Origin of the sequence: Streptomyces sp. B15 (assembly GCF_018070605.1) — a bacterium.
GTDB lineage: Bacteria > Actinomycetota > Actinomycetes > Streptomycetales > Streptomycetaceae > Streptomyces > Streptomyces smyrnaeus.
The window spans coordinates 60,019-82,643 of sequence record NZ_JAGPXJ010000015.1; the positions used below are offsets into that span (position 1 = coordinate 60,019).

The 22,625-nt window shown below is 70.4% G+C and carries 22 protein-coding genes; 12 read left to right on the top strand and 10 right to left on the bottom strand.

All coding sequences use genetic code 11. The features are described from left to right. Positions 1 to 65: 65 nt before the first annotated feature. Positions 66 to 2,816: a serine hydrolase gene (locus KBY19_RS09940; protein ID WP_247690808.1), complete on the top strand. Its 2,751-nt coding sequence runs from the start codon at positions 66 to 68 to the stop codon at positions 2,814 to 2,816. Between the two features lie 215 nt (positions 2,817 to 3,031). Continuing rightward, positions 3,032 to 5,125 carry an MFS transporter gene (locus KBY19_RS09945; RefSeq protein ID WP_210965610.1) on the top strand — a complete coding sequence of 698 codons (2,094 nt, stop codon included), beginning with the start codon at positions 3,032 to 3,034 and terminating at the stop codon, positions 5,123 to 5,125. Between the two features lie 28 nt (positions 5,126 to 5,153). Here the strand turns inward: KBY19_RS09945 and KBY19_RS09950 are convergent, their stop codons facing one another. From KBY19_RS09950 to KBY19_RS37755, 3 genes are all read right to left on the bottom strand, one after another. Continuing rightward, a complete protein-coding gene (locus KBY19_RS09950) occupies positions 5,154 to 5,546 on the bottom strand; it encodes a VOC family protein (protein WP_099886572.1) in 393 nt (130 codons plus the stop codon). A 222-nt stretch (positions 5,547 to 5,768) separates the two neighbouring features. Further along, positions 5,769 to 5,966 (bottom strand): hypothetical protein, encoded by a 198-nt coding sequence (locus tag KBY19_RS36340; protein WP_247690809.1) that lies wholly within the window; start codon positions 5,964 to 5,966, stop codon positions 5,769 to 5,771. A gap of 99 nt (positions 5,967 to 6,065) precedes the next feature. After that, positions 6,066 to 6,227, bottom strand: a complete 162-nt coding sequence (locus tag KBY19_RS37755) for a hypothetical protein (protein ID WP_368860987.1) — start codon at positions 6,225 to 6,227, stop codon at positions 6,066 to 6,068. 192 nt (positions 6,228 to 6,419) lie between these two features. Here KBY19_RS37755 and KBY19_RS37760 point away from each other — a divergent pair, with 192 nt between their 5' ends. Next, entirely contained in the window at positions 6,420 to 6,587 is a 168-nt protein-coding gene (locus tag KBY19_RS37760; protein ID WP_368860988.1) for a hypothetical protein, read from the top strand. Positions 6,588 to 6,656: 69 nt separating this feature from the next. Here the strand turns inward: KBY19_RS37760 and KBY19_RS09960 are convergent, their stop codons facing one another. From KBY19_RS09960 to KBY19_RS09975, 4 genes are all read right to left on the bottom strand, one after another. Beyond that, positions 6,657 to 7,061, bottom strand: coding sequence for a VOC family protein (locus KBY19_RS09960; RefSeq protein WP_099881965.1), 405 nt, complete (start codon positions 7,059 to 7,061; stop codon positions 6,657 to 6,659). A 184-nt stretch (positions 7,062 to 7,245) separates the two neighbouring features. Continuing rightward, positions 7,246 to 8,481 (bottom strand): FAD-dependent oxidoreductase, encoded by a 1,236-nt coding sequence (locus KBY19_RS09965; RefSeq protein WP_210965611.1) that lies wholly within the window; start codon positions 8,479 to 8,481, stop codon positions 7,246 to 7,248. Beyond that, entirely contained in the window at positions 8,478 to 9,086 is a 609-nt protein-coding gene (locus KBY19_RS09970; RefSeq protein WP_099881961.1) for a TetR/AcrR family transcriptional regulator, read from the bottom strand. The genes KBY19_RS09965 and KBY19_RS09970 overlap by 4 nt, the downstream gene beginning before the upstream one ends. 282 nt (positions 9,087 to 9,368) lie before the next feature. Then, positions 9,369 to 9,926 carry a flavoprotein gene (locus KBY19_RS09975; RefSeq protein WP_099881959.1) on the bottom strand — a complete coding sequence of 186 codons (558 nt, stop codon included), beginning with the start codon at positions 9,924 to 9,926 and terminating at the stop codon, positions 9,369 to 9,371. A gap of 203 nt (positions 9,927 to 10,129) precedes the next feature. On the opposite strand from KBY19_RS09975, the gene KBY19_RS09980 reads away from it, so the two are divergent. Continuing rightward, positions 10,130 to 11,446 carry a helix-turn-helix domain-containing protein gene (locus KBY19_RS09980; RefSeq protein ID WP_185017256.1) on the top strand — a complete coding sequence of 439 codons (1,317 nt, stop codon included), beginning with the start codon at positions 10,130 to 10,132 and terminating at the stop codon, positions 11,444 to 11,446. A 272-nt stretch (positions 11,447 to 11,718) separates the two neighbouring features. Continuing rightward, positions 11,719 to 12,144 (top strand): hypothetical protein, encoded by a 426-nt coding sequence (locus tag KBY19_RS09985; protein WP_185017254.1) that lies wholly within the window; start codon positions 11,719 to 11,721, stop codon positions 12,142 to 12,144. A 179-nt stretch (positions 12,145 to 12,323) separates the two neighbouring features. On the opposite strand, the gene KBY19_RS09990 is transcribed toward KBY19_RS09985, so the two are convergent. Continuing rightward, a complete protein-coding gene (locus KBY19_RS09990; protein ID WP_185017252.1) occupies positions 12,324 to 13,082 on the bottom strand; it encodes a helix-turn-helix domain-containing protein in 759 nt (252 codons plus the stop codon). A 221-nt stretch (positions 13,083 to 13,303) separates the two neighbouring features. On the opposite strand from KBY19_RS09990, the gene KBY19_RS09995 reads away from it, so the two are divergent. Genes KBY19_RS09995 through KBY19_RS10005 form a run of 3 tightly spaced genes read left to right on the top strand, consistent with a single transcriptional unit; the run spans position 13,304 to position 15,728 of the window. After that, positions 13,304 to 13,969 (top strand): DUF4097 family beta strand repeat-containing protein, encoded by a 666-nt coding sequence (locus KBY19_RS09995; RefSeq protein ID WP_099881951.1) that lies wholly within the window; start codon positions 13,304 to 13,306, stop codon positions 13,967 to 13,969. A 17-nt stretch (positions 13,970 to 13,986) separates the two neighbouring features. Then, a complete protein-coding gene (locus KBY19_RS10000; protein WP_185017250.1) occupies positions 13,987 to 14,943 on the top strand; it encodes an ATP-binding cassette domain-containing protein in 957 nt (318 codons plus the stop codon). After that, positions 14,940 to 15,728: an ABC transporter permease gene (locus KBY19_RS10005; RefSeq protein WP_099881947.1), complete on the top strand. Its 789-nt coding sequence runs from the start codon at positions 14,940 to 14,942 to the stop codon at positions 15,726 to 15,728. The genes KBY19_RS10000 and KBY19_RS10005 overlap by 4 nt, the downstream gene beginning before the upstream one ends. Before the next feature lie 124 nt (positions 15,729 to 15,852). Here KBY19_RS10005 and KBY19_RS10010 read toward each other — a convergent pair whose 3' ends face one another. Both KBY19_RS10010 and KBY19_RS10015 read right to left on the bottom strand, forming a co-directional pair. Then, a complete protein-coding gene (locus KBY19_RS10010; protein WP_185017246.1) occupies positions 15,853 to 17,109 on the bottom strand; it encodes an FAD-binding oxidoreductase in 1,257 nt (418 codons plus the stop codon). 94 nt (positions 17,110 to 17,203) lie between these two features. Beyond that, positions 17,204 to 18,142, bottom strand: coding sequence for an ornithine cyclodeaminase family protein (locus KBY19_RS10015; RefSeq protein ID WP_185017244.1), 939 nt, complete (start codon positions 18,140 to 18,142; stop codon positions 17,204 to 17,206). 129 nt (positions 18,143 to 18,271) lie between these two features. Between KBY19_RS10015 and KBY19_RS10020 the strand changes: the two genes are divergently transcribed. The 4 genes from KBY19_RS10020 to KBY19_RS10035 all read left to right on the top strand — a co-directional run bounded on the left by KBY19_RS10020 (position 18,272) and on the right by KBY19_RS10035 (position 22,534). Next, the gene (locus KBY19_RS10020; RefSeq protein WP_099881941.1) at positions 18,272 to 18,964 is read left to right on the top strand and encodes a GntR family transcriptional regulator; all 693 of its coding nucleotides are present in this window, start codon (positions 18,272 to 18,274) and stop codon (positions 18,962 to 18,964) included. A 523-nt stretch (positions 18,965 to 19,487) separates the two neighbouring features. Further along, the gene (locus KBY19_RS10025) at positions 19,488 to 21,020 is read left to right on the top strand and encodes a sodium-dependent transporter (RefSeq protein WP_099881938.1); all 1,533 of its coding nucleotides are present in this window, start codon (positions 19,488 to 19,490) and stop codon (positions 21,018 to 21,020) included. 3 nt (positions 21,021 to 21,023) lie between these two features. After that, a complete protein-coding gene (locus KBY19_RS10030; protein ID WP_180289667.1) occupies positions 21,024 to 21,164 on the top strand; it encodes a hypothetical protein in 141 nt (46 codons plus the stop codon). Between the two features lie 269 nt (positions 21,165 to 21,433). Next, entirely contained in the window at positions 21,434 to 22,534 is a 1,101-nt protein-coding gene (locus KBY19_RS10035) for a mandelate racemase/muconate lactonizing enzyme family protein (RefSeq protein WP_210965612.1), read from the top strand. The last annotated feature ends 91 nt before the right edge of the window (positions 22,535 to 22,625 follow it).

The following is a 22,625-nucleotide window of genomic DNA, read 5'->3' on the forward strand; positions in this document are numbered from 1 at the left end:
CCGCCCTCCGAAGGAGCCCCGGCACGCCGGTGGCGGCTTCGGTGCGTAGGACACTGTTAACTGGTATGGCGAGCGGCGAGCAGCAGCATCAGGAGGCTTTGGTGGCGGGCGAATCCCCCGACAGGTCGGAGCGGGAGAGGTCGTCGGGGGAGACGACGGGGAGCAGCGGGACGGTTGCACGGCCCGAGGAGACGGCCGAAACGAAGCGGGCGAAGGACTCCGGGGCCGAGAACGGCACCGGAACCGCGACACAGGACGGCAACCCGTCGAAGATCCCGGCCCCCACGCCCCCCGGCGGCACGCCGGACGGGGCGACGGAGCGGGACGGCGCAGCCGACGGACCCGAGGACGACCGGCAGGCGCGGGACGGCGAGAGCCGGGACCAGGGCGACGAGGGCGACGAACGGCTGAAGTCCGCCGTGGCGGCCTGGGTCGCGGGCGACAGCGCCCCGGCCGACGCGGGAGGCGGCGACGGCTCGGAGGCCGCCCAGGGCGACGGCAAGGGCGACGGAACCGGTGACGGCGAGCGCGCCGCGGAGGCCGGCGACGGCGCCGCCTCCAGCGATCTTCCCGTCCGGCCGAAGCCGGAGGGGGTCGGGTCCGACGACGCCGCGGCGAACGGTGCCGACACCGCTGCTCAGGGTGACGCGCCGACCGCGATGTTCGGAGTCCTGCGGCGTGAGGGCGACCGCACCGGCACCGAGGACGACGTCGCGGCAGCCGACCGCGCCGAGCGTCTGACCTCGGCGTTCTTCGGAGCGGCCAAGGAGGCGCAGGGCGCCGACGAGGCCGACAAGTCCGACCGGGGCCGTAAGGACGGCAAGGCTGATGCGGGCGGCGAGGGCGAGAAGGACACTCCCGCTGTCGATCAGGCGACGGCGGTCTTCCGCGCCCCCGATGTCCGGCGTGCCCAGGGCCCGTCCGGCGGCACCGGCGGCAGCAACGGCACCGGCGAGAAGCCGACACAGGCTGGAAAGCCCGACAAGCCCGACAAGGTCGAGAAGGCCGACCAGGGCCCCAAGGGCGGTGGGGCCAGCGGGGCCAACGAGGCCAGCGGGGCCGAAAAGACCAATAAGACTGATAGGTCCGCAAAGACCGATAAGGCCGGAAGAAAGGGTTCAGCCGCGCCTTCGGGGGCGCCCGATCCCCGGGAACGGAGCGACCGGGACAAGGGGGGCAGCGAGGAGTCGGACGCCGAGCGGACCAGCCAGTTCGTCCCGCTCCGGTCCGCCGACGGGCCCCGCACCCCCGCCAAGCCGGCCACGCCGGCGGCCGCGGCTGCGAGTGCCGCGGCCCCGACGGCGCCCCGCAAACCCGCTACGTCGCCGTCGGCGCCCACCGCGACCCCGTGGTCGGCGGCCCCGGCGCGCCCCGCAGGGGCCCCGGAGGGGCCGGCCGCGGCGGCGGCTGCTCGGGGCAGCGCCTCCGGGGCTCTCGACACGCCCCAGGCGCCGTCCAGCCCGGCCGAGAGCGAGCCGGAGCGCACCCGGCAGCAGCCGATGCCGGGCAGCCCGGAGGCGGCGCAGGCGGGTGGTTCCCAGCCGCAGCCGCTCGACCTGCTGGCGCAGCTCACCAACAGCCCGCCGCCGCCCGAGACGCCGCTGCGCACCTTGACCCGCCGGGTGAAGATCTGGACGCCGCTGGTGCTGCTGCTCGCGGTGGTCTTCGTCGTCGTGCAGGCGGTGCGTCCGCTGCCGGAGGCCGAGCTGTCGATGACGGCTTCCGAGACGTACACGTTCGAGGGCTCCAAGCCGTCCATGCCCTGGCCCTCCGAGGGGCAGGCCGTGATCGATGTGGACGGGCTGGGCTCGTTCGGCTCGTACGGCAAGCAGAAGCCGGTGCCGATCGCCAGCGTTGCGAAGGTGATGACCGCCTACGTCATCCTGCGGGACCACCCGGTGAAGAAAGGGTCGAAGGGGAAGATGATCCCCGTCGACCAGAAGGCCGAGGACGAGGCCGGGTTGAGCGCGCAGAACGAGTCGACCGTCAAGGTCCAGGCGGGCACGAAGATCTCCCAGCGGGAAGCGATGGATGCGATCATGATCGCATCCGCGAACAATGTGGCGCGACTGCTGGCGCGCTGGGATGCGGGCTCGGAGAAGGCGTTCGTGAAGAAGATGAACGCCGCCGCCAAGGACCTGGGCATGACCAACACCCACTACACCGACCCCAGCGGCCTCACGGCTTCGACGGTCAGCACCGCGGCCGACCAGGTCAAGCTGGGCAAGAAGGTGATGGAGAGCCCGCTCTTCCGTGAGGTCGTGCGGCAGCCGCACTATGTCGACGGCAACGGCAAGACGCAGGGCAACTGGAACAGGCTCGTCCCGATGGACGGCGTCGTCGGCATCAAGACGGGAACGACCACCAAGGCGGGCGGGAATCTGCTGTTCGCCGCCGAGAAGGAGATCGGTGGCACCAAGCAGCTGATCATCGGCGCTGTGCTCGGGCAGTACGAGCCGTCGATCCTGGACACCGTGCTGGCCGCCAGCAAGAAGCTGATCGACGCCGGCCAGGACGCGCTCACCGCCAAGAAGGTGGTCAAGAAGGGCCAGATCGTCGGCTATGTGGACGACCAGATGGGCGGCAGGACCCCCGTCGTGGCCACCAAGGACGTGACGGCCGTGGGCTGGCCGGGCCTGAAGGTGAAACTGGGGCTGACCGACAGCGGCAAGACCGTCCCGCACACGGCCGAGCCGGGCACCAAGGTCGGCACTCTGACGGTGGGGGACGGCCCGGGCCAGGTCAGGGTTCCGGTCGCCCTCCAGGAGGAACTGAGCGAGCCCGGGTTCGGAGACAAGCTGACCCGCGTCGGCTGAACCAATCCGCGCCGCGCTGCGTCCACCGTTCCGTCGGCATGTCCGGCTCATGGCTCGCCGGGCCCGCGCGTCCCGCTCGTTCCACCACGGGCCCGGGCGCGTGGGCCAGCGGGAAGCGCCGGGATGTCGTCCGGTAACGTCGTGCGGATCTGAGCCGCACATCCGTACGGGGAGGACGGGGAGAGAGCGCAGTGGCCACTGTGCACCCACCACGTATGCCGGAGTCGGACCCCGACCCCGGCGCAGGTGAGATAGCGGAGAGCCCGGGCGTGAACGACGTCGCGGGCGCCGTTCGCACACCCGTGCCCGGGCAGCGCCCGGAGCGGGGTCGGGCGGGCATGGACGCGCACCCGGCGGCGAACGCGGAGCCCTCGGGCAACGATCCCCCGGACAGCGGGACGGCCGACAGCGGAACCGCTGCCGACGAGACCACCGGCAAGGCCGGCAAAACCAGCAAGGCTGACAGCGACGCCAGCGGCGGCAGCGACGGGGCGGCGGGGGCCGGAGGCGCAGGCGTCGGTGTCGGTGTCGGCGGTCTCGGCGGTCGGCTGCGGCGATGGAACGACGTCTCCCGGCCGCTGCCCGTCGTCGGTATCACGCTGGCGGTCGCGTCGGTGCTCCACATGCTCTGGCTGTGGTTCCTCGCCAGCGGCGGCGGGGACCTGGCCGCGCAGGACGCCTGGGCCGAGTTCGCCGGGGAGCACCCCGGGTCCGCCTACAACCTCGCCTGGTACGGCGGGCTGCACCCCTTCTCCTACAGCGTCATCTCGCCGTATCTGATGGCGGTGATCGGTGTCCGTACGACGCTGATCATCTCCGGAGTACTCTCCGCGGGACTGCTGTCCCTGCTCCTCGCGCGGACCGTGCCCAAGCCGCTGCTGCCCTCGCTGTGGGGCGCCTTCGCCTTCGCGTGCAACGCCGCCTCCGGGCGGGTGACCTTCGCGCTGGGCGTGCTCTTCGGGCTCGGTGCCGTAGCCGTCGTCTGGACATGGCCGGCGCGCTGGCGCGGTGGGCGCGCCAGCCGCCCCGCGCGGTATACGCGGGCGGCGCTCGCGATACTGCTGGCCGCGCTGGCGACGGCGGCCAGCCCCGTCGCCGGCCTGTTCCTGGAGGTGGTCGCGGCCTCGCTGCTGCTGGCGCGCAGGCCCGCCGCGATGTTCGCGGTCGCCCTTCCGCCGCCGGCGGTCGTGGCCTGTTCGGCGCTGCTCTTCCCGTTCACCGGGGTGCAGCCGATGCCGTTCGTGTCGCTGATCTTCCCCGTGCTGGGCGCCGTAGCCGTCGTGCTCCTCGTCCCCAAGACGTGGATGGCGGTACGGGTCGGCGGCGCCATCTATGCCCTGGGCATCGTGCTGACCTGGGCGATCCCCTCGCAGGTCGGCTCCAACGTGGAACGGCTCGGACTGCTGTTCGGCGGGGTGGCGCTGCTGGCCGCCGTGCCGATCGCGGTGGGGCACGGGTGGCAGCCCTGGAAGTCCCGGCGCGGCCTGGCCATGGCGCTGGCGCTGCTGGTGACGTTCGGCTGGCAGATCGGCAAGCCGACCTGGGACGTGCTGCACACCACGCCCGACACCAACTGGTCCCGCGAGTTGAGGCCACTGCTCGCCCAGCTCAAGAGGGTCGACGCGGACCGGGCGCGGGTCGAGGTCGTGCCCGTCAACAGCCACCGGGAGGCCTCGGCGCTGGCTCCGTACGTCAATCTGGCGCGCGGCTGGAACCGGCAGGCCGACCTGGAGCGCAATCCGCTCTTCTACGAGGAGAATCTCAGCCCCGAGCGCTACCACGCGTGGTTGCGCCGCTGGGCAGTGCACTACGTCGTCCTCCCCGCGGACCCGCCCGACATCGCCGGCGGTGTCGCCGAGGCCAAGCTGGTGGCGGAGGGCCAGCCGTATCTGGAGGAGATCTGGTCCGACGAGAGCTGGCGGCTCTTCCGGGTCAAGGATCCGGTGCCGCTGGTCGACTCCTCGGCGTCCGTCGAGCGTGCCGACGCGGAGAGTGTGACCGTACGCGTACGGGAGAGCGGACGCGTGCTGGTGCGGGTGCCGTACTCGCCGTGGCTCGGGCTGGTCGACAAGGACGGGGGCCGGGTGGCACCGCCCTCGGGCGAGGGCGACAACACCCACGGCTGTCTGCGCAAGGCAGAACCCACCTTCGGCGGCCCGCCGCCGGAGGGCAAGGACGAGCCGGTGCTGGACACCTGGACGGTGCTGGACGCGCCGCGCCCGGGCGTCTACCGCATCGCTGCCCCCTACAAGCTGCCGCGCGGCACACCGTGCCCCGACAAGGAGGACGGCGGGGACACGGTGGACTGACCGCGACCGCCGGGCGGACTCCCGACCCTCAGGCGGGTTTTTCGCCGCCGTAGTGGCGCGTGATGATCTCCAGCATGTGCCCGTCCGGGTCGGCCCAGTAGACGCCGCGCCCGCCGTCGTTGTGGTTGATCTCGCCGGGGCGGCTGCGCATGGGGTCGGCGTAGTAGGTGAGCCGTGCCTCTTGGATCCGGGCGAAGATGGTGTCGAACTCCTCTTCGGAGACGAGGAACGCGTAGTGCTGCGGCGTGATCGGCTCCTCCCCGGCGTCCGCGAAGTCGAGCGCCACATCGTTGGCGGTGACGACCGGCAGGAACGGACCGTACTGCGGACGCACCTCCAGCCCCAGCAGGTCGGCGAGGAACTCGGCCGACCGCTTCTTGTCGCTGGAGTACACGATGGTGTGATTGAGCTGAACCGACATCCGGGTGCTCCTCTGGCTCGAACGGCGACCAGGTCCACGACAGGCCGACGCAAGGACGACAACGGCGACAAGGGCGGCCACGACGGTGCCGGGGAGGCGGGATCGGCGTCGGCCGCTCACCGGGTACAACTCCGGGAGAGCGCACGGAATGCCGGGTTCCGGGCCGGACCTTGGTCGTAGGACCTGCGGCCGTCCGCGACGGCCTCGGCCGAGGCGCCCGCCTCAGCCGAGGCGCCGGACGATCCGGCGCAGTTGTTCGGTGTAGAACTCCCGGAACTCGGACGACTGCGGGTCCATGCCGAGCACCGGACGGACCGTGTGCGGCGTCACCACGGGCAGGGCGACCGCCCCCATCAGCAGCAGGACGGCGCCCGGGTCGAGGTCTTCGCCGATCTCCCCGGCTTCCTTACGGCGCTCCATGTCCGACAGGTCCTCGCGCTCGACCTCCGGGCCCGCACCGGTCAGCCCCGCCCAGGCGTTCAGCCGGGAGCCCCTGGGGTCGTCCAGGGCCTGGTGCAGCTAGCGGACCAGTACCTTTTCCAGCGGTGTGTCCGGCTGGTTGAACGTCTCCTCCTGGTGGACCCAGAGCCGGCTCAGCTCGTTCCAGAGCCCTTCCTCGCCGCCGAAGTGGTAAGCGATCAGCTGCTTGTTGAGTCCTGCCCGGTCGGCGATGTCCTGCACCCGTGCCCCGGCGAACCCCTTGCCGCCGTCGCCGTCCTCGCGCTGACCGGAGCGCTGGAGGCCCGCGGAGCCACCCCGGCGCTGACGGGCCCGGCGTCGCTGAGCCAGGCCGATCAGCTCCGCCTCATCGCGGAAGCGACAGGACGCAGCCTGCGGTACGAGGAGATCTCACAGCAGGAGGCCCGCGCGGACATGATCGCCGCCGGCACCCCCGCCGAGATCGCCGACGTGCTGCTCGGCATCGCCGCCCACTCGGTGGACGTACCGGCACAGGTCTCCCCGGGGGTCGAGCAGCTCACCGGCAGCCCCGGCCGCAGCTTCGCGCAGTGGGCCCGGGAGCACGCCGAGGGCTTCCGCTGAGGCCGCTCGACCGCCGGGCGGGCCCGCAGGCTCGCGGGCCCTCGCCGTGGCCGGCGACGCAGCCCGGTGTCAGCCCTCGAAGGCCGTCGGGTCCATCCACATGACCTCCCAGATGTGGCCGTCCGGGTCGGCGAAGGAACGCCCGTACATCGGGCCCTCTTCCTGCGTGTCGCCGTGCGGCTGGGCACCGGCGGTCAGCGCGGTGTCCACCAGTTCGTCGACGTCCTCGCGGCTGTCGGCCGACAAGGCGACCAGCACCTCGCTGGTCCGCGCGGTGTCGGGGATCTCCCGCTTCGAGAAGGACGTGAAGAACGGTTCGACCAGCAGCATCACGAAGATGTCGTCACTGATCACCATGCAGGTGGCGTTCTCGTCCGTGAACTGCGGGTTGAACGAGAAGCCGCACTTGGTGAAGAAGTCGACGCTGCGGTCCAGGTCCTTCACCGGCAGGTTGACGAAGATCTTCCGGGACATGGTGTGCCTCTTCTCTGCGCTCCGCTGCGCATCCTGACAGTTGGTGGCATTCCTCTTGCTGTCGTTCTTTGTGGGCCTTGGTCCGACAGAGGGTGAAAGGCTCCACGCAGTAGTAGACAGGGCGCGGGGACGGAACTCATCGCTGTTCCGGAAGAATCTTCGGTGGCTTCTCGAAGGGGGCGGGTCACTTCGTCAGCTGGGCCAGTTCCGCCGGCTTGCCCGTCACCGCCGAGGCGATCAGCCGGTTGACCCCGGGCAGCCCCGAGAGCCGCATCGCCGCCCTGCGCATCCGTAGCCGGGCCCTGCTGTTGGGCAGGAACCAGCGCGTTCCCTGGAGGGCCACGCGCTGCTTGTCCTCGGCCACCGGGCGCCACAGCTGCTCGTACCGCTCCAGTCCGGCGCGCACGTCCCCGTCGGCGGCTGCCAGTTGCGCGGCGAGCACGTGGGCGCCCGCGACGCCCAGCGACGCGCCCTGGCCCGCCAGCAGTGAGACGGCGTAGCAGGCGTCGCCGACCAGTACGGTCCGGCCGCGGCTCCAGTGGGGCAGGACCGTCTGCGCCACATGGTCGTAGTAGATCTCCTCGGCAGGAGGACAGGCGGCCAGCGCGCGCGGCACCACCCAGCCGAGCGGACCGTAGATCTCCTGCACCGCGCTCCGTGCGTCCTTCGGAAGCGGTGCGGACGGGTCGTCCACCCGGTGCACCGCGAAGGCGGCGACCTTGCCGTTGCGCAGTGCGTAGAACCCCATCTGACGTCCGACCGTGTCGGTCAGGCAGAAGCGGCCCGCGACCTGTTCGCGTACCTGAGGTTCGTCGAAGACGAACGCCGCGGTGTGGAAGCCCAGATGGCGCAGGCACTGTTCGTCGGTGCCCTGCCGGCCGAAGACCAAGGAGCGCACGGTGGAGTGGATTCCGTCCGCGCCCACCAGCAGGTCGGCTTCCCGGACGCTGCCGTCGCTGAGCGTGACGCGTACCCCGGCGTCCCTGCTCGCCCCGCCTGCCCCGCGCGCCGCACCTGCTCCTTCTGCTCCCTCCGTCACGTCCGTGACGGTCATGCCGTAGCGCACCCGTACCTCGGCGGGCAGGCTCTCCCGTAGGGCGAGTTCCAGGTCGGGGCGCATGATGCTGAGCAGTTTGCCGCCCGTCGCATCGGAGAACTCCCCGTAGTCCAGTCCCGCCCGGCGGCGGCCCCGCTCGTCCATGAAGGCCGCCTCACTGATCATGTAGCCCAGCTCCTGCAGCCTGGGCAGCAGCCCCATCTCCTCGGCCGCTTCGTAGCCGATGCCGAAGAAATCGATCATGTAGCCCTGTTCGCGCGGGCCCCGGGCCTGTTCGACGACCTCGACCTGCCACCCGTGCGCCGCCAATTGATGAGCGAGTGCGAGTCCGGCGATGCCGGCGCCGCAGATGACCGCCTTCATACGGTCCCACCTCCCGGGTTCGCTTCGGTGAAGAGCCGGCGCAGGACCGGGCCGACGGCTGCCGAGGTGAGGGAGGGCGACGTGGGGCGGTGCAGCATCAGCCCGTCGACCGCCGCGAGCAGCACGATGGCGGTCTCCTGCGGCTGCGGCACTCCCTGGTCGCTGAGGTGGCCGGCCAGCGCGTCACGGGCGCCCGCGAGGATGCCCGCCAGGCCGTCCTTGAGCTCCTCGTCGCGGGCGGCTGCCAGATAGGTCTCGGTGAACAGCAAGGAGGTCGGGTCCGTGCCCGAGTAGGCGTCCAGTGCGCCCAGTACGCGATCCAGCGCCTGCTGGGAGGTGGCGGCGGTCTTCAGCAGTGTCGTCAGCTCGTCGAAGAGCGCTTCGACGCCGCCGAGCGCCGCCTGCCGCAGCAGCGCGCCGAGGGAGGCGAAGTGGTAGTGCACCAGGCCCTGAGCGGTCTTTGCCCGCTCGGCGACCGCGCGGGTGCTCACCGCCGACCAGCCGCGCTCGGCGATGAGCTCCGCGCCGGCCCGCAGCAGCCGCTGCCGCACTTCGCGGCCCCGGTCCGCAGCGGTGGGAGGGGGTGGAGGAGGGGGAGGTGGCATGGAGGCCTCCTTGGGGGGATCGGTCGCGGTGGGTCGTTCACCCTCGGGCGTCCGCCTTGGGCGTTCGACCAAGGCGACTGACCAAAGGGTACCGCGTGTCGAACCGGAACGGGCAAGCGCCCGGGTGCCCCCTCGACCGATGCGGACATGGGCCGTCGCCGCCCCGTACCCCCCGAGGGCCCCCGGTCGTCATCCCTGGGGACGCGTGGGGCCGCGGGCGCGTCGGTGCGTGGGCGCGTGGGTGCGCGCGGGGGACGCACTCCGCCGGAGGCGGGGTGGCCGTCAGTCCGGGGTGCCGGTGGACTCCAGGGCCTCTCCCGTGGCCGCCAGTGCGCGCCCCCACGGGTACGCGTCCGGGTGGCCCTCGCCCGGTGCGTTCGGTACGAAGCCGCCCTCCCCGTACAGCACCCGTACGCCGGCCCGGCGCAGCGTCTCGACGGAACGGGCGAACTGTGGATGGCGGGCATAGGCGGCGTTCACGCACGGCATCGTCACCAAGGGGATCCCTTTGCCGATCGCCTCGGCCGCGAAGCCGACGACGAACTTCTCCGTGATCCCGAGCGCCCACTGGTTGACGGTGTTGAACGTCGCGGGCGCCAGCAGCGCGGCCGTCGCGGGCGGCCAGGCATCGGGCTGGCCCGGCAGTTTGTACCGGGAGCGCACCGGGTGACCGGACTGCTGCTCCAGCGCGGGCAGTTGGTCCGCCAGCCAGTGCGCCGCAGTGGGCGTGAGCCCCAGGCACACGTCCCAGCCCGCGCGTTGGGCGTCGTCGACGACACCGGCGATCCGCAGCACAGGTGGCGCCGCGCAACCGAGCAGATACAGGACGCGAGAGGCCATACGCGCATCTCACCACGGAGTCCGCAGTCTCCGCAGTCGCCGTATCTCTTCCGGCCCCCTGTCCGGCGCAGCGCAGCGGGCTTCTCACACCCCGCCGCGCCCACGCAACTCGGTGGAACCCGATCGAGTGGTGCTCGCGTCCGAAAAGCATCGCTGTCGCAGACCGTGCATACGGTTCCGGGCATCGAGGAACGGAGTCGCGGATGCGCGGGCTTAAGGAAGAACACGCGGGCGTCCGCATCGCCCATCAGCGGAAGCTGGCCGGACTGACCCAGCGCGGCCTGGCCGCCAGGTTGCCCTACTCCTACAGTCTGTTACGACAGGTCGAGGAGGGCCGCAAGAACGCCTCGCCCGACCTCGTCTCGGCGGTGGCACGGGAGCTGCGTATCGATGTGACGGTGCTGACGGGCCAGCCGTACGTCACCGAACTGCAGCAGGACCGGCTCGCCGCGCTCATCCGGCCCATCCGGGAAGCGCTCGATCTGTACGACCTGTACGACGTCTCCGATCTCAGCCATGCGTCCGACGGGCGTCATGCGTCCGACGGGCGTCATATGTCCGACCGGCATGACGTGTCCGGCCGGTGCGCGGTTTCCGTACCGCACGACGCAGGCGGGACGCGTGCACAGCACGACGCCCGTACGCCCGCCGAACTCGCCGCGCAGGCGGACGAGCTGTGCCGTATGGTGCGCGCCACCCAGCTCAGCAAGGCGGCCCACGCGTTGCCCGCCTTCATCGCCGAGGTGACCGCCGCCGCCCACCGCAGCCGGACCACCGCGCTGTGGCAGACGCTGGGTTCGGCCTACCGCACGGCACATGACATCGCCACCAAGCTCGGTTTCTACGACCTGGCGACCATCGCCCTGGACCGGCTCGGCTGGGCCGCCGAACGCGGCTCGGACCCGCTGCTGGCCGCCGTACGCCAGTACATGCGCGCGCTGACCTATTTCCGCGAGGGCGAGCACACCATCGGGCTGCGGCTCATCGACGCGGGCCACCGGGTGCTCTCCCGCGTCGACAGCGCGGAGCAGGAAGCCCGCGACACCCTCGTCGTACGGGGACAGTTGCATCTGGGGGCGAGCGTCATCGCGGCACGCGCCCACGACGCCGACGCGGTCGGCAGCCATCTGCGCGAGGCCGCCTCCTACGCGCGGCGCACAGGGGAGGCGGAACGGGTGTACTGGTTGAGCTTCGGACCGGCCAATGTGGCGGTGCACGAGGTGTCGGCGCAGGTGGAGATGCGGCGCTACGGCAAGGCGTTGGAGAAGTCCCGCGATGTGCGCCTCCCGCACGGCTGGCCGATGTCGCGCCGCGCGCACTTCTACGTGGACCGGGCGCGGGCCGAGATGGAGACCGGACACAGCGACGCCGCACTGGGATCCGTCGTGACGGCCCGCAAACTGGCACCGGAGCAGACCCGCTACCACCCAGGGGCGCGCGAGACCATCAGCGGCCTGGTGGCGCAGCGCCGCCGCACACCCGACTCGCTCGACAACATGGCGGCCTGGCTCTGCCTGTGATGTACCGGACGGTGGAGGGAGAGCGGATACGGTGCGCGACGGGAGTGTCACACATTGGTGACACTTTCCGGTCTTCATGGTCGGCAGGATGGGACACGTCCTGACAGGTGAAGCCCTGACAGGCGAAGGGCTGTCAGGTGAAGGCATGTGGAGAGCGTGAGGAACCGGGAGATGCGCCCGACAGTGCGGGGACACCTGACGTCGCGAAGTGCCGGCAGGTCGACTGCCGGTGCCGAACGGGTCGAAGTCGCTGAAGACGCACAGGAGAAGCCGTGACCGTGTGCTGGCCACTGCCGAAGGGCCTGGATGCCGTGCTGTTACCCGCCGGGGAGTGGTGGGACGCGGTGCGCGTGCCCGCGTACCTGGGAGAGGGCGTACTGACCCGGCTCGGCGCCTCCTCGGGTGCGGTCATCCGCGACCCGTACGGCAGCAGGCTCTACTGGCTGGTGGAGCCGGGCAGCGCGCAGGGGTGGTCCTTCTGCGAGTTCGCCGCCGTACAGGTGCTGGGCGCGGCGAGCTGGGTGACCGTTCCGCCCAGCAGCCGCCTGCACCCTCCGGGGCCGCACTGGGCCGTCCCCTGCACCCCGGCCGGCTCCCTGACGCCGGCGGCCACCCTGCACGCCGCCCTCCACGTCACGATCACCCAGAACCTCGGCCCTCGCCCCCGGCAGACCACGCCCCCCACTGAGCGACGGTGACCCGACCGACCGCCCTGCCGACCGCCCTGCCGACCGACCTGCCCTTGCTCTGCCCCGCCGCTGGGCAGGGGGGCATGAGGTCACGGGCTCGGGTGCCGAGTCGGACGGACGCCGAACCGCTCGAGTGCTGAACTCCCGGCCTTGGACATCGGGTTGCCCCTGAGGATCGAGGCGGCGGATCATCCGCCCTCCGTATGCGGCCCGGTGGTGCCGCCCGTGGTCGTTCCGGGGTCCGTGTGGAGGACTTCGCGGGCCTGCTCCGCGGCCCTGATCGTGCTCTCGGCGATGAAGTCGAGGAAGCGGGCGATGTTCTCCAGCCGGGCGCCGGCCGGGGTGTCGCGGCCGAGTATGCCGACGCCCTGTCGTGAGGTCTCGACGACCTGGGCGAGGGAGCGGGCGCTGGCGATCATCGACTGGTACCAGACGTCGTCGTCGACGACGTAGCGCTCGCGGCGGCCTTCGTCGCGCTCCCGGCGGACGAGGCCCTGGCCCTCCAGGAACGTGATGGCTTTGGAGATGGACGCCGGGCTGACCTGCAGGCGCTGGACCAGTTCGGACGCGGTGAGGCTGCCCGTGTCGGTGGTGTAGAGGCAGACGAGCACCCGGGCCATCATCTTGGGCGCGCCCGATTGCATGAAGACGGTGGTGAGCGTCTCCTCGTACTCGCGCAGGGCCTCGGCGTCGCGTCCGTGGGCCTGCGGGGACACCTGCGGCCCGCCCCGGGGCGCGGCCTGCCTGCGGCGGCGGGTGCGGTGTTCGGTGGCGCGGTGCGCCAGGTCGGCGCGGTAGCCGGTGGGGCCGCCGTTGCGCATCACCTCGCGGGTGACGGTCGAGGTCGGACGGTCGAGACGTCTGGCGATCTGCGCGTAGGCGAGGCCTTCGGACAGCCCCAGCGCGATCTGCTGGCGTTCCTGCTGGGTGAGTCTGCCTCCCGGCATCGCGGCCTCCTTCGTGGTCCCTGGTGCCCCCAGAATAGCGTTCACCTTCATTCCATTGCAACGGTCAGTCCGGCTGCGTTGCGTTATCTTCTGACCTGTTGCAACGAAATAACTGCTCTCACCTGCGTAGATGCGACTTCTGTGCAACGGACTCGTTGCCAGGCCTATGAACGCAACGTAGCGTTTCCCTCATCGGAAACATCGAGCCGAAGGAGAGCACAATGCAGTTCAAGACCCCCGCCCCCGTCCTTGCCGTCCTGGACATCCCCGCCGGAAGCATCCGTCTCATCGCCGCCGACCGGGCCGACACCACGGTCGAGGTGCTGCCCGCCGACGCCTCCAAGGGCCGGGACGTGAAGGCGGCGGAGCAGACCGAGGTCACCCACGACGACGGCGTCGTGCGGATCGAGGGCCCGAAGGGCGGCAACCGGCTGCTGGGCCCTTCCGGAGCGATCGAGGTGACGATTCAGCTGCCCACCGGGTCCCGGGCCGAGGCAAAGGCGGCCGATGCCGAGTTCCGCGGGGTCGGACGGCTCGGTGAGGTCGCCTTCGAGGGCCAGCGGGCGCAGATCAAGCTCGACGAGGCCGAAGGCGTCCGCCTCACCACCCTCGCCGGTGACGTCACGGTCGGCCGCCTGGGCGGCGCCGGGGAGATCCGCACACAGAAGGGCGACATCCACATCGCCGAGGCCGAGCGCGGCACGATCACCCTGCGCACCGAGTACGGCGGCATCTCGGTCGGTGCCGCCCGGGGAGTGTCCGCCTCGCTGGACGCCGGCACCTCCTTCGGCCGGATCCGCAACACGCTCAAGAACACCGACGGCGCCGCCGGTCTGACCATCCACGCGACCACCGCTCACGGCGACATCAGCGCCCGCAGCCTGTGAAGAACGGAGTAACCGTCATGACGCATCCGGCCATCGCGGCGAACGGTCTGCGCAAGTCCTACGGCGAGAAGATCGTGCTCGACGGTATCGACCTCACCGTCCCCCAGGGATCGGTCTTCGCCCTGCTGGGGCCGAACGGGGCCGGCAAGACCACCGTCGTGAAGATCCTCTCCACCCTCATCGCCGCCGACCACGGGCAGGCCCGGGTCGGCGGCCACGACCTGGCCACCGAGTCGCAGGCGGTGCGGGCGGCCATCGGTGTCACCGGGCAGTTCTCAGCCGTGGACGGCCTGATCACCGGTGAGGAGAACATGCTGCTGATGGCCGATCTGCACCATCTGTCCAAGCGGGAGGGCCGACGGGTGGCCGCCGAACTGCTGGAGCGGTTCGACCTGGTGGAGGCCGCGAAGAAGCCCGCCTCCACCTACTCCGGCGGGATGAAGCGGCGTCTCGACATCGCCATGACCCTGGTCGGCGACCCGCGGATCATCTTCCTCGACGAGCCCACCACCGGACTGGACCCCCGCTCCCGCCACACCATGTGGCAGATCATCCGCGAGTTGGTCGCCGGCGGCGTCACCGTCTTCCTGACCACCCAGTACCTGGAAGAAGCCGATCAGCTCGCCGACCGTATCGCCGTACTCGACAACGGCAAGATCGCCGCCGAAGGCAGCGCCGAGGAGCTCAAGCGGCTCATCCCCGGCGGCCACATCCGCCTCCGCTTCACCGACCCGTCCACCTACCGGACCGCCGCCACCGCACTGCGCGAGACCACCCGCGACGACGAAGCCCTCACCCTGCAGATCCCCGGCGACGGCAGCCACCGCGAACTCCGCGCCATCCTCGACCAGCTGGAAGCCGCCGACGTCGAGGCCGACGAGGTGAGCGTGCACACCCCCGACCTCGACGACGTCTTCTTCGCCCTCACCGGCCCGGCCAACCTGCCCACCCAGTCCAAGGAGACCGTCAGATGAGCGGCCTGTCCCTCGCCCTGCGCGACTCGAACACCATGCTGCGCCGCAACCTGCTGCACGCACGGCGCTACCCGTCCTTGACCTTGAACCTGCTGCTGACGCCGATCATGCTGTTGCTGCTGTTCGTCTACATCTTCGGCGATGCGATGAGCGCGGGCATCGGCAGCGGCGCCGACCGCTCCGACTACATCGCCTATCTCGTCCCGGGCCTGCTGCTGATGACCATCGGCAGCACCACGATCGGCACCGCGGTGTCCGTCTCCACGGACATGAGCGAGGGCATCATCGCCCGCTTCCGCACCATGGCCATCCACCGCGGCTCGGTCCTCATCGGCCACGTCATCGGCAGTGTGCTGCAATCGGTCCTCAGCGTGGTCCTCGTCGGTGCCGTCGCCGTGGCCATCGGCTTCCGCTCCACCGACGCCACAGCCCTGGAGTGGCTGGCCGCCTTCGGACTGCTCGTCCTGTTCGCCCTGGCACTCACCTGGATCGCGGTCGGCATGGGCCTGGTCAGCCCGAACGCCGAGGCCGCCAGCAACAACGCCCTGCCGCTGATCCTGCTGCCCCTGCTGTCCAGCGCCTTCGTCCCGGTCGACGGGATGCCCGGCTGGTTCCAGCCGATCGCCGAATACCAGCCCTTCACCCCCGCCATCGAGACCCTGCGCGGACTCCTGCTGGGCAGCCACATCGGCCACAACGCATGGCTCGCCATCGCCTGGTGCCTCGGACTCGCAGCCCTCGGCCACCTCTGGTCGGCCTCCACATTCAACCGCGACCCCAAGTAACCGCGAACGCCACGGACTCTGACGACCACACGGGCCGCCTCCCCGACACGGGAGTGCGGCCCTGTCGCATGTTCGCCGTGGGACGTCATGGGATGCAGGAGGCGCTATGAGACGTCAGGAGTCGTCATGTGAAGCGTCGCGGGGAGAACGGGGCTGCCGTGTGGGCCGTCCCGGCACTCCGTCGGCCTCCGGCGATGTGCGCGGAGACGAGGTCCGCGGTCACCGGCGCCAGGGTCACCCCGAGCATGCTGTGTCCGGCGGCGACGAGCACGTTGTCCTTGCCCGGTAGCGGCCCGACGACCGGCAGCCCGTCCGGGGTCATCGGACGCAGCCCCGTCCAGCCGTGCGGCTGTACCGCCGACGGAAAGCCGGGCAGATATGTGCGGGCGGAGCGGGCGATGCCTCGCAGACGGTGCGGATCGACGGCCCCGTCGAAGCTGCCGAACTCCATCGTCCCGGCGAAGCGGAGCCGGTCCGACAGCGGTGTGACGGCGACCTTCGCCTCGCCGAGGTACACCGAGTGCCGCAGCGTCACGGCCCCGCTGGTGTCGTCGAACCCGTACCCCTTGCCGGGCCGGATGGGCAGGGGGTGTCCGGCCAGCCGTGCCAGCGGGCCGGTGTGCGCCCCGGCAGCGAGGACGAAGAGGTCGCCTTCGACCTCCTGGCCCCCGGCGAGCACCGAGTCCACCGCCCGGCCCCTGGACCGCACAGCGGTGACCCGGCTGTCGCGCAGGAACCGGACCCCGAGCCCCCGGCAACGGTCTTCCAGGCCTCTGACGAGACTCACGGGGTCCACATGGCGTTCCCGCGGACAGCGGAGCCCGGTCAGCACCTGCTTGCCGAGCGCGGGTTCGAGGTCCCGGAGTTCGTCACCGGAAAGCGGGACGGCGGTGTGGCCGATCCGCTCCATGGGGGCCGTCGCCGCCCGGTACTCCTCCATGGTCCGCCGGGAGGTGAAGACCAGGAGTTGGCCCGTGCGGTGGTGCTCGAAGCGCACGCCGTCCTCCTCGTACTCGTCGAAGAGGGCGAGTGTCCGTTCGTTGAGGGAGGTGAGAGCCTCGGCGCCGTGCGCGAAGTCCTCGGGGTTGCAGTGGCGCAGCATGCGGACCATGAAGCGCACATGCTCGGGACGCGGGGAGGGGCGGATGTACAGCGGGCTGTCCCTGCGGACCATCCACCGCACCGCCTTTCCGAGCATTCCGGGAGCGGGCACCGGAGCCGACATGATCGGGACGACCCATCCGGCGTTGTGGACGGACGTACCGGCTGCCCCCTCGGAAGCCGCGTCCACGACCGTGACGGCCAGCCCGTCCCGGGCCAGCCGATAAGCGGTGGCCAGCCCGATCACTCCCGCACCGACGACCACTGCACTGTCCGTCATCCTTGTCCGTCGTCCTTCTCGTGTCCGTCCTTCTCGTGTCGCGCGCGGCCCTGTCCGCGCCGCTCCTTGCTCATGGCGCGGATGGGCGGCCGGATCAGGGGAGGAGTTTGTCCGCCAGGAGGCGTGCGAGGGCCCAGTCCTGTACGGCGACACCGACGGACTTGAACACGGTGCGGTTGCCGTGTGCGGCAGGGGAGACGGGAGAGGGAGCGGGGGCGGTCAGCGCGGTGCCGAGCTCGGTGAGGGCGTCCTTGGTGACGGCCCCGGCTTCGAGGGCGTGGATGATCTCGCCCGACTCCGCCAGGATCGCATCGAGTTCGTCGACGACGACGGTGCTGTCGGCGAGCAGTTCGTCGGGCAGTTCGCGCATGGTGGGGCGGAAGGCGCCGATGGCGTTGACATGCACGTGGGCGGGCAGCGCCGAGGCCGGGAAGAGCGGACTGGTCGCGTTGGTCGCACAGCAGACGATCTCGGCCGTCCGCACGGCGGCCTCCGCGTCGGACGCCGTGCGCAGTTCCACTCCCGGCAGTTCGCTCTCCAGCGTCCCGACGAGGGCCCGGGCGCGACGCGCATCGGCGTCCACCACGGTCAACTGGCGCAGTGGCCGGACCGCGTGGACGGCGCGCACCTGGTCGGGCGCCTGGCCGCCGGCGCCGATCAGGGTCAGTCGGCCTGCCTCGGGCGGGGCGAGGAGATCGGTCGCGACGCCGACCACCGCGCCGGTCCGCAGAGCGGTCACCGCTCCGGCGTCGGCGACCAGCTGGTCCAGCCGGCCGGTCTCACTCCAGATCACGGTTCCGGCGATGGCGGGCTCGCGTGCGAAGTTGACGCTCAGCGTCTTGAACATGGCGGAGGCCGTGGACCGGTGGTGAGCCGACATCACCAGAAACCGCCCGTCCCGCAGCGCGGTGCGGGTGGGCATCTCGAACTCCCCGCCGACGAGATCGATGAAGCCCCGCCGTACGGCTTCGATCGCCTCGCCCATCGTCACGGCGTCGCGAATCTCGCGCTCACCCACGGTGATGGTCTTCATGGCACCCCACTTCTTCCGCTGAGCGGCCCTCGATCGCCTCGGTGAGTAAGGTATTACACCTCACCCCTCCGGGCAAGGAGGCCCCAGGTCCCTTCGTACGGTCCGGGAGTTCCGTGTTATGCATAAGGCGTGACAACTCCTCACCCCCCGGTGACCGCCGCCCGCGGTCCGCAGCTCAAGTCGGTCAGCCTCCGCCAACAGGCTCGGGAGGCGCTGCGCACCCGGATCGTGCTGGGGCAGATCGAGCCCGGGCGGGTGGAGAGCGTCATCAATGTGGCCTCGGAACTGGGAGTCTCCGTCACGCCGGTCCGTGAAGCGGTCATGGACCTCGCCAATCTCGGCATGGTGGAGATCATCCGCAACCGGGGTTTCAGGGTGCCGGTGCTCACCGACCACGATCTCGAAGAGATCTTCCGCCTGCGCACCATGCTGGAGGTCCCGGCCATGGTCGAGCTCGCCCAGCTCACGGACCGGGCCCCCCTGACCCGGTTCCGTCAACTCGCCGAGCAGCTCACCGACGCCGCACGCCAGGGAGACCTGGTCTCCTTCCTGGACCTGGACCGGCAGTTCCACCTCGGCCTGCTGGAACTCCTGGGCAACCGCCGCCTCGTGGAGATGGTCGGCCAACTGCGCGATCAGGCCCGTATGCAGGGCCTGCAGAAGCTGGCGGACCACGGTGAGCTGACCCAGTCCGGCGAGGAGCACATCGCCATCGTCGACGCCGTCGAAGCGGATGACGGCGAACTGACGGCGGAACTGGTGCGTAAGCATTTGACCCACAGCCGCGGTATCTGGGCCGGCCGGACGGAAGGCACCGCCTGACGCCTCCCTGGTGTCTCCCTGGCGTCTTCGACGGCCGCTGTCTGCCGCCTGACTGCCCCTGCCGGTCGACCGAGGGGGCTGGGCTCCACCGTGCGGGCGGCGCCGTAGGGCGGCAGCGCCGCGGTCACCGTGTGAGCGGCACTGCCATGGCCACGAGCTGAGCGGTATCGCTCCCGCTGCCGCCACCGCCTGAGCGGCGCCGCCACCGTCGCCACCACCGCCTGAGTCGTCTCGCCACCGCCGTATCGCCACTGCCGACGCCCGTCGGAGCTGTCGTCGCTGCGGCGGATCTGACGTGCGCGGGGGCGGACCGGGGCAGGTCGCGGGGCGGGGTCGGGCTGCTGCCGCTCACAAAGAAGTTCGTCGCGCGACCCTTGCGGAATTCCATGTGAGGTGTAATACATTACCGGCCACGCGCCAGGAGAGCTGTACCCGGCGTCAGGGGGAGGGCGACCCACATGGGGCGGCGCTGACCTGCCGAAGCGCGGTAGTCCCCAACCGGCTGAACGGAGTGAACCTGATCATGGCGCGTCAGACATCCGACGCGAAGCGAGAGATATTCTCCAGCCGCTTCGCGTTCGTGGCCGCCGCCATCGGGATGGCGGTGGGTACCGGCAACATCTGGCGATTCCCGCGAGATGTCGGAGCGGGCGGAGGCGGCGTCTTCATCATCGCCGTCGTACTCGCCAACCTCGTCTGGGCCATTCCGCTGCTGATGGCGGAGTCACTGCTCGGATCCCGCAGCCGACTCGGCACGATCGGCGCCTTCCGTGCCTTCATGGGCCGCAAATTCGCCTGGATGGGCGGATTCATGGCCGTGGTCACGGTCGGCATTCTCTTCTACTACACAGTGATCTGCGGCTGGGCGATCCGCTACTTCGTCTACGCGGTCAGCGGCAAGTTCTCCTCGGGTGTGGGCAGAAAGCAGACGCAGCAACTGTGGGACGACTTCGTCGGGAACCCGGCGCAGACGCTCCTGTTCCACGTGGTCGCCGCGCTCCTCGTCGGCTTCGTCGTACTGCGCGGACTGAAGGGCGGCCTGGAGAAGGTCCTCAACATCACCGTGCCGATGCTGTTCGTCGTCCTGGTGCTGCTCGCGATCCGCGCAATGACCCTCACGGGGTCCGACGAGGGACTGCGCTATCTGTTCGTGCCCGACTGGAGCAAGATGCTCGACGGCGAGATGTGGCTCGGCGCGTTCGTGCAGATGGCCTTTTCCACCGGGGCCGGCTGGGGCCTCTATCTGACCTACTCGGTGTACATGCGCAAGAAGGAGGACTTCGCGCTCAACTCGGGGATCGTGGTCGCCGGTAACCACCTCGCCTCGATGCTCGCCGGTATCGCTGTCATCTGCACGGTCTTCGCGGTGCAGTCGCCGCAGTACGCCGAGGAGGCGGTCGCAGCCGGTGACCAGGGGCTGATGTTCGTCTATCTGGCCGCTCTGTTCGGCCAGATACCCGGCGGCACCTGGTTCTTCGGCCCGCTGTTCTTCCTCGTTCTCGTCCTCGCCGGTCTCTCCAGCCTGATCGCCATGATGGAACTCGCCGTGCGCAACGTGATCGACCTCGGAGTGAAGCGGAAGAAGGCCGTCGTCGCGATCGTCCTCCTCACGCTCGTCGGTGGTGTCCCGTCCGCACTCGACCTGGATGTGCTGACCAACCAGGACAACGTCTGGGGCGTCGGCCTGCTGATCAGCGGCCTGTTCGCGGCCATCGCCATGATGCGCTTCGGCCTGGAGCGTGCGCGCCGCGCACTGGACCTCACGAGCGACTTCAAGGTCGGTGCGTGGTGGAAGGTGCTGATCGGACTGTTCCCACTGATGTTCGCCGTCGTCTTCGGCTGGTTCATGTACCTGTCCATCACCGATTCCTCGCAGACGTGGTACGACCCGTTCCAGACCTTCAGCATCGGCACCATGGTGCTCCAGTGGACGGTCCTCTTCGTCGTGATGCTGCTGCTCAACAATCTGTTCGCGCGGAAGACGAGCCGCAGCTCACTCACCACCACCGACGGCGACGAGCAGGCGTCGCCCACGCACCAGGGAGAGGCGGTCTGACCCGTGGACGCGGAAACCGTGATCTGGACGCTGATTCTCTTCGGCGGAACCGTGCTGGCCGTCGTGTGGCTGGGCTACGTCGCGTGGCGCAAGGAGAGGGAGAGCACCGCCGACGGCAACGGTGTCGAGCCGAGCGCCGAGTGAGCCGCGCCCGGGTCCGGAGCCCGCGTAGCCGGCCCCGGCCCCGGGCGGCCGGGCGGGCACGAAATCGGCCGGCTCCCCGCCCCCGGCCCCGGTGACCGCGAAGTCGGCAACGTAGCGGTGCCGGGGACGACCAGAGGCCGAAAGCACCACGCTACGACTGTCGAGACGAATCACGCAGTGACCGCGGAGAACGAATCACGCTGCGACTGTCCAGAACGCATCACGCAACGACTGTCGAGAAGGAACCACGCGGAGATCGGGGTGACGGCATGAGGGTGGTCGGGATCGACTGCTTCGGCTACAACCTGCGGTACGCCCATGGCGAGTACGTCATGTCGGGCGGCCGGGCGGCGACGTCGGAGATCGGCACGCTGGTCCGCCTGCGTACCGACGAGGGCCTTGAGGGCTGGGGCGAGATCACGCCGCTCGGCAACCGGTACCTGCCCACCCACTGGGCCGAGGTGCGCGCGGCCCTGCACACGCTGGCCCCCGCGCTCCTCGGGAAGGACCCGACGAACGTGTCCGCGGTCCGCCGCACCCTGGACGGCGTCCTCCTCGGCGGCACCTACGCCAAGGCCGCCATCGATGTCGCATGCTGGGACCTGCTCGGCAAGGCCTGCGGGCAGCCGATCGCCACACTGCTCGGCGGTGTGCTGCAGGAGGACTTCCCGCTCTACGAGGCGGTCCCGCTGACGTCACCGGAGGCGATGGCCGACTTCGTGGTACGCCGGGAAGAGGCCGGTATCGCACGCTTCCAACTCAAGGTCGGCAACGATCCGCTGGAGGACGCGGCCCGCACCCGCGCCGTCGTGGACGCCGCCGCGTCCGACACCCTGGTGGTGGCCGACGCGAACGGTGGCTGGAACCTGCGAGCAGCCCAGATCGCCGTGGCGTCCATGGCCGGACTTCCGGTGTTCGTCGAGCAGCCCTGCCGCAAGACCGAGGACTGCGTCTTCGCGATGCGCCACTCCAGTCTTCCGCTGGTGCTCGACGAGACCGTTCTGACCACGACCGACGTCTTCCGCGCCAAATACGACGCGGGAGCCGTGTCCGTCAACATCAAGATCAGTCGCGTGGGAGGGCTGACCGGGGCGGCACGCATGCGCGACCTCACGCAGGACCTGGACATGATGGTCTCGATCGAGGACACCTGGGGCGGTGACATCGTCAGTGCGGCCGTCAGCCACCTGGCGGCGAGCACCGAAGCGGAGAACTTCCAGAACGCCTCGTTCATGAACGACTGGACCGACGGACACGTCGCCGGCCACCAGCCCCGCTCCCGGAACGGCCGCGGCGCAGCACCGACCGGCCCCGGCCTGGGCATCACCGTGCAGACCGACGGGCTGGAGTCCGTCTTCCACATCGCCTGACCCGCAATCTGCACCGCAACCTGCACCGCGCCCTGGCGTGGCCGAGGTGGGCCGAAGTGAGCCGTCATACGGAGGCACGAGCCGTCATACG